Source organism: Acidovorax sp. GW835-FHT14G06, from assembly GCF_058793595.1.
The window spans coordinates 381,678-394,637 of sequence record NZ_JBXAGA010000004.1; the positions used below are offsets into that span (position 1 = coordinate 381,678).

A 12,960-nucleotide genomic window follows, 5' to 3' on the forward strand; every position below is an offset into this window, starting at 1 on the left:
GCGTGCTGGGACCGGTGTGGCGCGGGGCCCTGCGCCACGGCCTCTGTGGAGCCATTTCCAGCAGCGGCGCAGGCCCCACATGGCGGTCTTTAGAACCGATAGGTCGAGGTCAGCGTGTACGTCCGCGCCTGTCCGTAGAAACAATCCCCGCGTGCCAGGCACTGGGTGATGTGCACCTTGTCGGTCAGGTTGACCACGTTGAAAGCCACACGCCAGTCGCCAGCGTCGTACGCCACCATGGCATCGGCCAGCGTGGCGGCAGGGGTGCTGATGGCGCTGGTGCCGCTCCATTGCGAGCCGGTGTAGCGCACGCCCGCGCCCACCACCCAGCCGCCACGTCCCTGCGCTGCAAAGCGGTGGCTCAGCCAGGCCGACGCGGTGTGCCGGGGCACGCTGGCCACGGGCTGGCCCTGGTCGCCTGCGTTGCTGCGGCTGATTTGGGCGTCGGTGAAGGCGTAGCCCACCGTGAAGTCCCACTGGCGCGCCATGCTGGCCTGCACCTCAGCCTCGAAACCGTTGACCTTTACTTCGCCGATCTGCAGGCTGTTGAGCGGGTTGCTGGGGTCGGTGGTCTTGCGGTTCTTCTCGCGCAGGGTGTACACGGCGGCAAACGCACTGATGCCCTGGCCTGGCGGCTGCCACTTCACGCCGGCCTCCCACTGTTCACCGCGCTGGGGCTTGTAGGGCGTGCCGTACGCGTCGAGCCCGCCCAGGGGCTGGAACGATTCGGAATAGCCCACATACGGCGCCCAGCCGCCGTCCATCTGGTACGTGACGCCTGCGCGTTTGGTCCAGGCCTTGTCGTCCACGGCAGCGGCAGGGCGGCCTTCGGTATCGGTCTGGGCACTGTCGTGGCGCAGGCCCAGCGTGGCTGTCCAGCGGCCCCATTGGATCTGGTCTTGCGCGTAGAACCCCAACTGCTTTTGCACCACACTGGGCTGGCGCACCAGCTGCGCCGCAGTGGGCGGCGTGAAGTTGCCGTAAACGGGGCTGTACACGTCGATGGACGACGCCACCGCGCGCCAGGCCTGCTGGCCGGTGTGGTTGCGCTGCACGTCCAGGCCTGCGAGCACTGTGTGCGCGGTATTGCCCGCCTGCAGCTTGCCTTCGAGCTGCGTGTCGACGAGCAGCATGCGGCCGGTGTTGAGGTTCCACACCGCATCGCGCACCAGCGTGCGGTTGTCGCTGTTGAACACGGGGCGCGCGGGGCGGCCGGTGGCGGCATTGGCGGTGAAGCTGGTGTAGATGGTGCGGTAGTCCACCTCGCTCACAGTGCGGCGCAGGTTTTGGCGCACCGTCCAGTCGCTGTTCAGGCGGTGGCTGAACAGGTAGCCCCAGGAGTTGTTGCTGGTGTCATACGCGTCCCAGCCCGGCTCGCTGATGAAGGTGTTGCGCGGAATCTGGCCGTAGCGGCTGGGCAGCTGCGTGCCCTGCCACGGAAAGAAGCCAATGAGCGAGCCGCTTTGGTCCTTCTGGTGCAGCGCCTGCAGCGTCAGCGACGTGTCGGCATTGGGCTTCCAGGTGAGCGATGGCGCAAACACCACGCGGTTGTCGCCCACATGGTCCACCTGCGTGCCGCTGTCGCGGCCCACGGCCACCAGGCGGTAGAGCCACTGGCCGTCCTGGTCGAGCGCGCCCGTCAGGTCGGCGGCGATCTGCTTGCGTGCGTTGTTGCCTAGCTGCACCTGCACCTCGCGCAGGGTGTCGGCCTGCGGCCGTTTGCTGGTCAGGTTGAGCACGCCGCCCACGCTGCCCTGGCCGTACAGCACGGAGGTGGGGCCGCGCAGAAACTCCACGCGCTCCAGCGTGTATGGGTCTGGCCTGCTGGTGTTGTAGGTGCCGTAGGTGCGCAGCAACCCGTCCTGGTACTGGCTCACCGTGCCGCCGCGCGCAGCAAAGCTGTCCACGCGGCTGTCAAAGTAGTTCGACACCGCACCGGCGGTGTATGCCGTCACCTGCCGCAGTGTCTGAACGCCCTGGGTTTCCATCTGGTCGCGCGTGATCACGCTGATGGCCTGCGGGGTTTCGATGAGTGGGGTGTCGGTCTTGGTGGCGCTGAGCGCACGCTGGGCCACAAAGCCTGTGACGGGCGCGGTGGGGTTCTCCTGCCCCGCGCCCGAAGAGACGGTGACAGGGGCCAGTGTGGTCTCGGCCGTAGTGGACGGGGCGGTTTGCGCATGGGCTGCTGCGCCGCACAGCAGCAGCAGGGCGGCCTGTGCCACAGCGGTGCGCGGCGCGCGGCACGCGCGCGAGGGGGGTGTGGAAGGATGCATGATTTGCTATTAATTAGATAGCTACTTGGGCATATTCGATTAGCGCAAGCGGCCGTTTTGGCTTGAAATGGGCGCCGGTCAGCGTCCCACGGAGGCTGGTGTCACCGCAGGGGGCAGCGCGGGCGATGCCATACCGTCGGCCAGCACAAAGCTCAGCGTGGTCACGTAGCTGGCTTCGCCGTAGGGCGCGCCTTGCGCCTCGCCCGGGGTCTTGTCGCTGTGCTTCACCTCGGCCACGTACTGGCCCTTCCAGGGGGTGACGAAGGTCACCGTGCCGTCTTCACCGGCCTCGGCCTCGCGCGTCCAGCCCGAGGGTGCGGCCAGCTGCACCTTGGCCTTGGGCAGCGGGGCGCCCTGGTAGACCACTTTCAGCTCACCGGGCTTGCCGGTGGGCACCAGGTCCAGCGCTGCGGTGGGGGCCACGGGCTTGGCCAGGCTGGCCACCCAGCGGGCGGCGGGCTGCCAGACCATCGCGGGCAGGTTGCGCTTGCTGCGGTCGATCAGCGGGTAGGTGGCGGTGGCAAACAGGGTGTCGGGCGTGCCGGCGGCGGGGTAGACAAAAGCGTCCTTGCCCAGTTGGCCTTCCACACGCTGGGCGGCGGCGCCCGTGCGTTGCTGTTCGAGCACGGGCACACCCTTGAACTGGTCCAACCGGCCGGGCGATGTCTCGCGCAGGTTCTCGTTGAACTCCCCAAAGTGCAGGCGCGCCTGGCCCCCGGCGTTTTCGAGCCAGACCTGGTGCGCCTGGGCGGTGTTCATCGCAGCGAGCGCGACGCAGGCCAGCAGGGCGGTCCGCAGCGGGGCTGGATGGTGTGGTTTGGACGGCATGGATGATTTCCTTTCAGTGGTTTCAGTAACAACAAAACAGCGGAGCGCAGTGCTCCACGCCCCTGGCGATGCGGGGGAATGAATGCTCTCTTTTAGATAGCTGCCAGCGCCTGAAGGAAGGCGTTCGGTGGCTTTTTGGCCCGGAATCGGATCTGGGCTGCATTGCGCCGAATGGCGCCGGTTCTAGAAATCCACGCCCACGCTCAGCAAGATCCAGCCGGGCGAGTCCCGCGCGGCCCCCAGGTCAGCCCGCTTAACCCCTGCAGGCCCTTGTGTGCGGCAAGGGCCACGGAGGTGACAAGGAACGCCAGATGTGGCTGACGGTTTGTGCGGGGCAACGGTGCGGAACGCATGGAAGAGGGGATCCAAAAACAATGAACTCAGCGCGGTGCGGAGGAAGGCATGCCGGTTGCATCGGCTGCGGCTGTCATTGCCGCTGATGTGGCGGATGTACGAGGCCAGCTATACCAGCCCATCACCGCCACCGGCACACCCAGCGCCACCCACGACCACCAGTCGCCCCAGGTGTCAGACACCAGGGCCGTGATCAGCCCGGTGGTGGTGAGAACGCCCATCACGATGGGCCAGCCCCACAGGGCCCAGAAAGGGCTGTGCTGGTTCATGCGGCCCCCTCGGTAGTGCGCGCCGCGCCTGATGTTGGCAATGCACCGCCCGCCAAGTGATCGGTGGCGATGCCCGCGGCTTGTGCCGAAGGGCTCCTCGTCTGCACGCCCTTGCGCAGCCACAGATACAGCCCGCTGCCCAGCACCACGATGGTGGCCATGTCGAGCAGCGCCCAGAGGATCTTCATCGGCATACCGCCGTAGTCGCCAAAGTGCAGCGGCTGCGACACCAGCAGCGCCGTCAGGTACCACGGCAGCGTGGGCGATGCGGTGACCTGCGCTGTGCGCGCGTCCACCAGCACGGGCTTGAGCAGGCGCGAGGTGAGCGGCTCGTTGCCGCGCAGGAAAAACGTGTTGTGGTGCGGGCTGGAAAACGCCGTGCCCGGGAACGCAATGAACGACAGCTTGGTGCCCGGTGCCTGGGCCTGCGCGGCCACCAGCGCCTGCTGCAGCGGCCCCCGCCCGGCAGCGGGCACGATGGGCTGGCCCTCATACGGCTTGAGCAGTACCGAGAGCTGGTCGTACTGCCAGTACTTGATGAGCAGGTCGGCCCACGTGTTGATCATGCCCGTGCCACCCACCACGAAGGCCCACATCAGCGTGACGATGCCCAGCAGGTTGTGCAGGTCCAGCCACTTCACCCGCGTGGACCGATCCCGCCGCACCTCGCCAAACGCCAGCTTGCGCATGAACGGTGCATACAGCACCACCCCGGTGACGATGGCCACCAGCAGCAGCAAGCCCATGAACCCCAGAAACAGCTTGCCCGGCAGCCCCGCAAACAGGTCCACATGCAGCTTGAACATCACGTACATGAAGCCTTCGTCAAACCGTGGCTGCGCCAGCACCTGGCCCGTGCGCGCATCTACCGCCACGGAGCGGAAATCATCGGTGGGCGCCGGTGTGGGCGTGAGCGTGACGAACCAGACGTTGTCATCGTCCCCCGCATGCGACGCGAACTGCACCAACCGCTCGGGGTGCAGCGCCTGTGCGGTGGCCAACACCTCGTCCAGGCTCGCGCGCGGCGTGTTGGCGGGCATCGCAGGCGTCTCCACCTCGGTGCCCAGCAGGTGGCCGATTTCGTGGTGAAAGATCAGCGGCAGACCGGTGATGCACAGCAGCAGCATGAAGACAGTGCACACCAGGCTGGACCACTTGTGGGTCCAGCTCCAGCGGCGCAGGGCGGAGGGGCTCAGCATGGAGCGACGACCTTGCTGAGCGCGTTGCTGCTGTGAGGGCTGGGACTTCCAGAGCGCTGCGCATGCACGCACAGAAAGGCCAGACGCCGAGCGGCGGCCATACCGGAAGGGGCAGAGAGAAAGGAGTGGTTCAAGCCAGGCAACCCGAATGCATCTGATGACGGAGGGAGCTGGCTGCAGCCGAGAGAAAGGGCTTTCGCTTGCGGAGCGAAATTTTATCTCGCAAATGAGAATGATTCCCGATCAATCGTTGTGATTTTGCGAATTTGAATTTGTGCTGCTGAACCCCGCCTTAATTGATAAAAACAAATTGACCAAAATGATAAATTCACCAAAAATTGAGCCGTATCAATGAACAAGGTGATATCCCATGAACCGCTACCGCATGACCGTCCGTAGAAAACTGAGTCTGGCCTTCAGCCTGATGGTGACCCTGATCCTGCTGGTGGCTGGGATCGCCATCTATGACATGACAAAGCAGAAGGAACTGTTCCACGACTACGTCACCGGCATCAATGCCCGTGCCCATCTGGCCAAGGACGTGCAGTCGGCCGTCAACCGCCGTGCCATTGCGGCGCGTAACCTGGTGATCGCCACCACGGAATCGGATCGCGCGGCTGAGAAGCTCGCTGTGAACAAAGCCCATGCTGATGTTCAGGACCGGTTGGCTCGCCTGAAAGAAATGGCGGTGGCAGGCCATGTGCCGGCGCACATCAAGACGCTTGTGGACGACATCGACAAGATCGAACACGCCTACAGCCCGGTGGCTTTGAAAATTGTGGAACTTGCGCTGAATGGCCAGCGGGATGAGGCCATCACGATGTTCAACGAGACATGCCGCCCTCTGCTGGCCGCCCTGGTCGCCAAGACCAACGAATACCAAGCGTTCACCAACGAGCGATCGGACCAGCTCGCCCAGCAATCTGAATCAGACATGGCCGTGCAGCGCACCTACATGGTGGCCCTTGCTTTGGTGGCGGCGTTGGTGGCGCTGATCTCCGGCTACCTGATCACACGCAGCCTGTCCCGCGCACTGGGGGCCGAGCCCGATGTGCTCAGCGATGCGGCGCGCCGTGTGGCGAACGGTGACCTGTCGAAAATGGATGGGGCCGACAGTGCCATCCAGGGAAGCGTGCTGGCCTCTCTGAGCGCGATGCAGCAGAACCTGGCGGACATTGTTGCCAAGGTGCGCTGTGCATCGGATTCGATTGCCATGGGCACATCCGAAATTGCGCGCGGAAATATCGATCTGAGCCACCGTACCGAAGAGCAGGCCAGCGCACTGCAGCAGACAGCCGCCACCATGGAGCAGTTCAGCACCACGGTAATTAACAACGCAGAGAACGCCAAAGTGGCAGACCAGTTGGCCCTCAGCGCCACCACCGTGGCCACCCAGGGCGGCGAAGTGGTCTCGCAGGTGGTGGACACCATGCGGGGTATCAACGACAGCTCGCGCCGGATTTCCGACATCATTGGCGTGATTGACGGCATCGCCTTTCAAACCAACATCCTGGCGCTGAACGCCGCTGTCGAGGCAGCGCGGGCGGGTGAGCAAGGGCGCGGGTTTGCCGTGGTGGCCACTGAGGTGCGCAACCTTGCGCAACGCAGTGCCACGGCCGCCAAGGAGATCAAGGCATTGATCAGCGAAAGCGTGGAGAAGGTGGTCGCTGGTACCCAACTGGTGGATCAGGCGGGCCAGACCATGGACGAAGTGGTTGGCGCCATCCAGCGTGTGACGGCGGTTGTGGGGCAGATCAGTGCTGCCATCTCTGAACAAAGCGCTGGCGTCTCTCAGATCGGCCAGGCAGTGAACCAGATGGACCAGGTCACTCAGCAGAACGCTGCGCTCGTCGAAGAAAGCGCGGCAGCCGCCCAGAGTCTGGACATGCAGGCCCAGCAGCTGACGCGGGCGGTGCAAATCTTCAAGCTTGAAGAGCAGTCGGGCGCTGCCATGGTCAGCCACGAGCGGCGGCCCAGTCTTGGCTATGCAGCCTGATCCGCTGCGCCCGTACTGGCCCGATCCGCATCCAAGGCCCGGAGGTCGGCAATGACTGACGAGTCCCCACGCCTGATCCAGGAACTCTTCGCGCAGCAGTTTGACTATTTGCCGAAGGTGGAAAGCCCTGAGCAGCGCAAAGGCCCGCGGGGAATCGTGAACCTGTTTGCATTGGCATCCCACATGCTGGCGGCCATGTCCGGCACACTGGCCATCGTTTCTGTAGATAGGTTCGGCGCGAACCGAGCGCGGGGCGATGCCGGTCTTTACGACCAGGTCCATCGGTTGGTGGATCTCTCCGTGCAGACGTCCTCGTCGTTGACTCGTTTGATCGGCGTGGCGATGTCGGCGCTGCAAAGCGAACAGATCACCAGTGCCAGTGTGGCTGAACGGGAGAGCATCCAGCAGGTGATGGCCACCGGATACATCTACATCGATGCCTTGAATGCGGTGTCGCTGGAAACCACCAACATGGCGCGCTGGCGCGGAGTGTGGGGACGCGATGCCGGTCGTGCCCACCGCCCTGCGCAGTCACCGCAACCCAATGACCCAGAAGGCGACAAGGCCAGGCAATCGGTGCGCATGTTAGTTGCACAGGTCATGGAGCTGGGGCTGAGGGCCGAGCTCTACGACGGAACCTGGGGCATGAGCTGAGCGCCATCCACCCCATCGCACGCTTCGCTCAGTGCGTCCGTGCGACGCTCCTAACGCGGATTTAGCTATTTTTTATATAGCTGCTGACGAACTACTGGAGGGCGTCAGCGGCGTCTCTGATCCAGCTGTGGCAAGTCGTGGCGACCGGTTGGCTGACGGTGATGTGTCAGCCTTTTGTCCTCGTCAGAAGTACGAGCGCAGTGTGACCTGCAACGCACGGGGCGAGCCGGGCAAGATCAGGTTGTCATTGCTGCCGTGGGCCGACACGTAGTACTTGTGGTTGAGCAGGTTTTTGATGTTCACATCCACCTCCCACTTTCCCTGCGTGTACTGCAGCGCTGCGTCCACCGTGGTGTAGCCGGGCAGGGTGACCAGGTTGGTCAGCGAGGTGAAGCGGGCGCCCACGTAGTTGACGCCGCCGCCCATGCGCAGGCCGTGGCCCAGGTCTTTCATGGCCCACAGGAAGGCGGAGTTGCGCGGTGTGAGTGCGGGAACCTTGCCTTGGGCGGCTATGGCGGCGGTGGGCAACTGCGTGGACGTGGTGGTGGCCAGCGACTTGGTCATGCGGCCGTCCAGCCATGCGTAGCCGGTGCTCACGTCCCAGCGGCCGGGCAGGCGGCCGTTGGCGGTCAGCTCCAGGCCGTTGGTGCGCTGTGTGCCCACGTTGATCTGGCGCGACGGATTGGTGGGGTCGGTGTTCTTGATGTTGGTGCGCTCCAGGTTGAAGAGCGCGCCGGTGATGTTCATGCGGCCATCGAGCAGGTCGAGCTTCACGCCGATTTCCTTGTTCTGCGTGATCTCGGGTTCGTTGGCGGTGTTGTTGGCGGCCAGCGCAAAAGTCTCTGCCGAAGGCTGGAACGACTTGCTGTATGACACGTAGTACGACACCGCGTCGCTGGGCTGCCAGACCAGGCCTGCGCGGGGGCTGAACTTCTTGTCAGTGCGCGACAACGCGGAGAGCTTGCGATCAAACTCGGTCTGCTGCTTGAACACGTCGTAGCGCGCACCCACCAGCGCCTTCCACTGCGGGGCCAGTGTGATCTGGTCTTGCCAGTACAGCGCGGCAGTGTCTTGGGTGGTATGGCTGGGGATGGCGCTGTCGGCGGTGTAGCTGGCAGCAGGTATCACGGGCGCGGCTACGCCTGCGGGGTTGAAGATGGAGACGCGGTCTGCTCCCCCCGACACGGACTCCGCGCGCTTCTTCTGCTGGCCCAGTTCCATGCCCATCAGCCACTCCTGCTTCAGGCCGCCGAGCTGGTTGCGCCAGGTCACGTCGGTCTGGTTGAACAGGCCGCTTTCGTCGCGCAGGATGAACGAGCGTGTGCGGCCCACGGTCAGGTTCACCGGGTTGGTGGTGCCGCCGGGCAGGGTGTTGTAGCGGTCCAGCGTGTAGTCGTATGCGCGTGTCACATTGCGCACCGACCAGTCGTCGTTGAAGCGGTGGTTGAGGGTGGCCGCCAGCGATTGCATGGTGCTGGTGGTGGTGTCGTCTTGCGCGGCGTTGCTGGAGCCGTAGTAGGTGCTGGCGGGCACGTTCACTGGACGGCCGTTGAGTGCGGGAATGCCGAAGTCCGTCAGGCGCTTGTCGCGCGCGTTGGTGTACTGCAGCAGCAGGTCGGTCTGTGCGGCGAGCTTGAGTGCGAGCGACGGCGCGAAGTTGTGGCGCTTGACGAACTGCTGGTCGCGGTAGTTGCCCGAGTCTTCGACGGCGGCGTTGATGCGCAGCGCAGCGGTGTCGCTGATACCTACATTCACATCGGCCGTGGCGCGGCGAAAGGCGTAGCTGCCCAGGCCCAGCGAGGCCTCGCCCGATGTCTCGCCGAACTTGGGTTTTTTGGTCACGCGGTTGATCAGGCCTCCCGAGGAGCCGCGCCCGTACAGCACGGCGGCGGGACCCTTGAGCACCTCCACGCGCTCGATGTCGGCCAGGTCGCGGAAGTACAGCGCGTCGTCGCGCACGCCGTCCACAAACTGGTCGGCAATGGCGGTGAAGCCACGGATCACCACCTGGTCACGCTGGCCGTCGCCGTGGCTCATGGCCACGCCGGGCACGTTGCGCAGCACGTCTTCCATCGACCGCGCACCCTGGTCGCGCATGAGCTGCTCGGGTACCACGTTCACGGCTTGGGGCACATCGCGCAGCGGCGCGCTGCCCTTGGTGGCTGAGGTGCTGACGGCGGGCGAATAGCCGTCATAGCCGCTGGTGGATTGCACGGTGACCTCGCCCAGTGTCTGGGGCGGCGCAGAGGGCGGTGTTGCTTGTGCCAGCGCGGTGCCGCAGCACGCGGCCAGGACGGCAGCGGCCAGCGGGTGCAGGGCCTGGGGGTTGCGGAAGGGGCGGCGGAAAGGTGCGTGCATGGTTTGTCCTTGGTGTGTGCGCAACGCGGTTGAAAACGGCTCCGCAGGCACCGGGCCTGGCGCGGGCCCATGGGGCCGGTGGCTGGGAGGGGCGCAGAGAGCGGGATGAAAAAATGCAGGGGAGAGAGGCGGATCAGAAAGTGCGACGAGCCAGCGGGGCCGCCGCATCCTTTCCGCTCACCACCCCCCAGCCCAGGCGGCGAGGCCAGCCAGCAGGGCCAACCCCGCTAGCAGCGGTGTGCGCCGGGGCTGCCAGGTCACAGTGGCCGTCACGGCCACGGCAGCTACTGACAGGGCCACGGCCCATGCGGTCACGCCGAGCGAGGCAGGCACGCCATCGGCCGGGTGAGCGGCCAGCCACAGCGACAGCAGCAGCAACAGCCACCCCGCGCGGCGCAGCTGTTGCAGGCGGTGGGCCGCACCTTCGCGGCCTGTGGCGTCTTCATGGTGGCGGTCCATGCCCAGCGCCATCACCGACCAGGCCGCAAAACACAGCAGAAATGCGGACATGGTGTTCAGGCCCCCGACGTTGAAACAGACACTTCGGGCGCAGCGGGCAAGACAGCCGCTGGGGCCGTGCGGGGCGCCTTGGCCGCCGCGGTGGTGCCCCGGGGCCAACGGCCCGGGCGCAGCCGCCACGACAGCCAGCCCAGCACCAGCCCGGTGGTCAGGAACGCCAGGTCCATGCTGGCCCACACCCATTCGCCCGCAGGCAGCGTGACGCCCAGGTGGGTGTGGGTGGTCAGGGCGTTGATGACAGGCAGCAGCCCCCACACCAGCCCCGCGGCGCCCAGCGGCACCGACCAGCCCATGCGGCTGGGCCGCACCACGGCGCAGGCCAGCGCCCACACCAGGGCCAGGCCCCAGGCGCTGAAGAACCAGGCCAGTTCCACATCGGCCCGGCCCTCTGCGTTCAGCGGGACCAGGCGGTTGGAGGCGATGTACACGCCGCAGGCCAGCGGCAGGCCCGCCAGCGTGGCGATGTTGATGGCTGCCACCAGGCGCTCGCCAAACGGCGCCCTGGGTGTGGTCGCATTCCCTGCATTGGCAGCGCCCTTGCGGTGGGCCTGCGTCTGCGACTTGGCACTGCGCTTGACCGACCACAGCACCATGCCGGTGGCGATCATCAGGCTGCCCAGCAGGCCAAAGCCACACAGCGCCCAGCGCAGGCCGATGTCGGCAAACCGCGCCATGTGCAGGCCGTACAACACGCCGTAGGTCTTGACGGCGGGGCCGGTGGCATCGGCTTGGTCCAGCCACTGGCCGGCGGTGGCATCAAACAGCAGGCGCGGTGGTCGGTATTGCAAGCGGTCGCCTTCGTGGCGGGTGACTTCGACCACGGCGCGGCCCTTGGCATCGCGGCGCGCCTGCAGGCTGCCGATGCGCCCGTCGTCCCAGCGGGTGCGGGCTTCGTTCAGGATGGGCAACAGCGTGATGGCGGGCAGGGGCGCAACTTTATCGGTGGCGCCGCCGCGGGGCCGGCTTTCGGCCTTCTCGCCCTGCAGGTCGGCAAAGTACGCGTTGGAGTCCACGCCTTTCTCGCCCTTATAGGCTGTGGCAATGCCCGCAGGCATGTAGAGCGTGTGGAAGATCATCAGCCCGCTGAAGGTGATCATCAGATAGAACGGCAGCACCAGTACGCCGCTGACGTTGTGTGCGTCCAGCCAGGCACGCTGGCCGCCCTTGGCGGGGCGGAAGGTGAAGAAGTCCTTGAAGATGCGGCGGTGCGTGATCACGCCCGAGATCAGCGCCACAAACATCAGCATGGTGGCCACGCCTACCACCCAGCGGCCTTCGAGGGTCCAGCGCCCCTTCTGCGCGGTGCGCAGCTCGAAGTGGAAGCGGTAGAAGAAGTCGCCGCCCATAGTCTGGCGCGCGTCGATGGCCTCGCCGGTCTGCGGGTTCATGCGCATCGTCTCGAAACGGCCATTGCCCGTGTCGCGCCACAAGATGTTGACGGCAGGGTCGCGGTCGTCGGGCAGGTGCATGATCCACTGCGTGACGTTGGGCACCCGGCGCACCAGCGCGCCCAGGGCTTTTTGCGCCACCTGCGGATCGGTGGCATCCACCGGCTGCAGTCCATGCATCTCGGGGCGCATCCACAGGTTGAACTCGTTCTTGAAGAACGACAGCGTGCCGGTCAGGAAGATCGCAAACAGCAGCCAGCCCAGGATCAATCCGGCCCAGGTGTGCAGCCAAGACATGGCCTGGCGGAATCCCTCGCGGTCGTTGGGCGCCTTGGGCTTCTTGGCTGAGCGTGCTGCTTCAGAAGCAGTGTTGGCCGCGGTGGCTGCAGGGGCACGTTCTGCCGGGGGACGGGAGGGGAGTGTGCTGCTGGTCATGCGGCGGCTTTCATCCAATGCGGTGCCGTGGCGCAGGCGCCCAGCACCAGTGCGGGCAGCAGCGTGCCACCCCAGGCGCCCCAGGCGGTGCGTGTGTAAAAAGCCCAGCCAGCGGCGGCGGCATACACCACCCACGAGAGCATGGTGGCCGTGAGCACAGCCTCCACGCGGGGCATGCACTGCGCAAGCAGGAGCGACAGCGCTGCCGAGAAGCCTGCCGCCAGCGCGTAGCCGCCCCCTATCGCCGCCACGGCGCGGGAGGTGATGGCAAGCCGGTAGCGTCCATCGACGCGGGTGGCCTTCATGGCCGGGCCCGGGGATATCCGGGGGTGTATGGGGGCAAGGGCCCCGCAAGGCAGGGGCGGGTCGTACGGTGCGGCATCGGCAACGAGCTCCAGACAGGTGTGTGTACAAAACGCACAAACGCTGGCTGCAACGGGCGGCGTGAGCCGGGCTGACTGGCTTGCTGGCGGGCTCGGGAATCAGGGTGTCACTGAACCCGGCCGCTGGTGGTAGGCTGATATTCTACTTTTGTTGAGAAGCATTCGCATTTGTGTCGCGGGAATTTTCTTCCGTTGATGTGCACTTGCAACAACCCGTGATTGCTGGGGGCATGGCAACACGGGTGGGGCATCTCAAAAGCTGCAGCGCACAGGCACAAAAAAACGGGCCGAAGCCCGTTTTGAT

The 12,960-nt window shown here is 65.6% G+C and carries 10 protein-coding genes; 2 read left to right on the forward strand and 8 right to left on the reverse strand.

From position 1 onward, the window contains the following. Window positions 1-89: 89 nt before the first annotated feature. The 4 genes from AC1Q64_RS09090 to AC1Q64_RS09105 form a co-directional block, all read right to left on the reverse strand. The gene (locus AC1Q64_RS09090) at window positions 90-2,273 is read right to left on the reverse strand and encodes a TonB-dependent siderophore receptor (RefSeq protein ID WP_492251089.1); all 2,184 of its coding nucleotides are present in this window, start codon (window positions 2,271-2,273) and stop codon (window positions 90-92) included. Window positions 2,274-2,351: 78 nt separating this feature from the next. Next, complete coding sequence (locus tag AC1Q64_RS09095; protein WP_492251090.1) at window positions 2,352-3,101, reverse strand: TonB-dependent receptor; 750 nt, start codon at window positions 3,099-3,101, stop codon at window positions 2,352-2,354. A gap of 380 nt (window positions 3,102-3,481) precedes the next feature. Beyond that, window positions 3,482-3,724, reverse strand: a complete 243-nt coding sequence (locus AC1Q64_RS09100; RefSeq protein WP_492251091.1) for a hypothetical protein — start codon at window positions 3,722-3,724, stop codon at window positions 3,482-3,484. Next, entirely contained in the window at window positions 3,721-4,923 is a 1,203-nt protein-coding gene (locus AC1Q64_RS09105) for a PepSY-associated TM helix domain-containing protein (protein WP_492251092.1), read from the reverse strand. Before AC1Q64_RS09105 ends, AC1Q64_RS09100 begins: the two co-directional genes overlap by 4 nt. Window positions 4,924-5,293: 370 nt before the next feature. Between AC1Q64_RS09105 and AC1Q64_RS09110 the strand changes: the two genes are divergently transcribed. Both AC1Q64_RS09110 and AC1Q64_RS09115 read left to right on the forward strand, forming a co-directional pair. After that, window positions 5,294-6,919, forward strand: a complete 1,626-nt coding sequence (locus AC1Q64_RS09110) for a methyl-accepting chemotaxis protein (protein WP_492251093.1) — start codon at window positions 5,294-5,296, stop codon at window positions 6,917-6,919. Window positions 6,920-6,970: 51 nt separating this feature from the next. After that, entirely contained in the window at window positions 6,971-7,573 is a 603-nt protein-coding gene (locus AC1Q64_RS09115) for a hypothetical protein (protein ID WP_492251094.1), read from the forward strand. Between the two features lie 183 nt (window positions 7,574-7,756). On the opposite strand, the gene AC1Q64_RS09120 is transcribed toward AC1Q64_RS09115, so the two are convergent. The 4 genes from AC1Q64_RS09120 to AC1Q64_RS09135 all read right to left on the reverse strand — a co-directional run bounded on the left by AC1Q64_RS09120 (window position 7,757) and on the right by AC1Q64_RS09135 (window position 12,578). Then, the gene (locus AC1Q64_RS09120) at window positions 7,757-9,931 is read right to left on the reverse strand and encodes a TonB-dependent receptor (protein WP_492251095.1); all 2,175 of its coding nucleotides are present in this window, start codon (window positions 9,929-9,931) and stop codon (window positions 7,757-7,759) included. Window positions 9,932-10,108: 177 nt separating this feature from the next. Beyond that, window positions 10,109-10,441 carry a DUF3325 domain-containing protein gene (locus tag AC1Q64_RS09125; RefSeq protein WP_492251096.1) on the reverse strand — a complete coding sequence of 111 codons (333 nt, stop codon included), beginning with the start codon at window positions 10,439-10,441 and terminating at the stop codon, window positions 10,109-10,111. Window positions 10,442-10,446: 5 nt separating this feature from the next. Next, on the reverse strand, window positions 10,447-12,273 hold the full coding sequence (locus tag AC1Q64_RS09130; protein ID WP_492251097.1) for a PepSY-associated TM helix domain-containing protein: 1,827 nt from the start codon (window positions 12,271-12,273) through the stop codon (window positions 10,447-10,449). Further along, on the reverse strand, window positions 12,270-12,578 hold the full coding sequence (locus tag AC1Q64_RS09135; RefSeq protein WP_099729798.1) for a DUF3649 domain-containing protein: 309 nt from the start codon (window positions 12,576-12,578) through the stop codon (window positions 12,270-12,272). The genes AC1Q64_RS09130 and AC1Q64_RS09135 overlap by 4 nt, the downstream gene beginning before the upstream one ends. Window positions 12,579-12,960 lie beyond the last annotated feature (382 nt).

Coding starts and splice junctions, on each gene's coding strand:
- AC1Q64_RS09090 (WP_492251089.1), bottom strand. CDS start 2,273: ATGCATCCTTCCACACCCCCCTCGCGCGCGTGCCGCGCGCCGCGCACC.
- AC1Q64_RS09135 (WP_099729798.1), bottom strand. CDS start 12,578: ATGAAGGCCACCCGCGTCGATGGACGCTACCGGCTTGCCATCACCTCC.
- AC1Q64_RS09110 (WP_492251093.1), top strand. CDS start 5,294: ATGAACCGCTACCGCATGACCGTCCGTAGAAAACTGAGTCTGGCCTTC.
- AC1Q64_RS09100 (WP_492251091.1), bottom strand. CDS start 3,724: ATGAACCAGCACAGCCCTTTCTGGGCCCTGTGGGGCTGGCCCATCGTG.
- AC1Q64_RS09120 (WP_492251095.1), bottom strand. CDS start 9,931: ATGCACGCACCTTTCCGCCGCCCCTTCCGCAACCCCCAGGCCCTGCAC.
- AC1Q64_RS09115 (WP_492251094.1), top strand. CDS start 6,971: ATGACTGACGAGTCCCCACGCCTGATCCAGGAACTCTTCGCGCAGCAG.
- AC1Q64_RS09105 (WP_492251092.1), bottom strand. CDS start 4,923: ATGCTGAGCCCCTCCGCCCTGCGCCGCTGGAGCTGGACCCACAAGTGG.
- AC1Q64_RS09095 (WP_492251090.1), bottom strand. CDS start 3,101: ATGCCGTCCAAACCACACCATCCAGCCCCGCTGCGGACCGCCCTGCTG.
- AC1Q64_RS09130 (WP_492251097.1), bottom strand. CDS start 12,273: ATGACCAGCAGCACACTCCCCTCCCGTCCCCCGGCAGAACGTGCCCCT.
- AC1Q64_RS09125 (WP_492251096.1), bottom strand. CDS start 10,441: ATGTCCGCATTTCTGCTGTGTTTTGCGGCCTGGTCGGTGATGGCGCTG.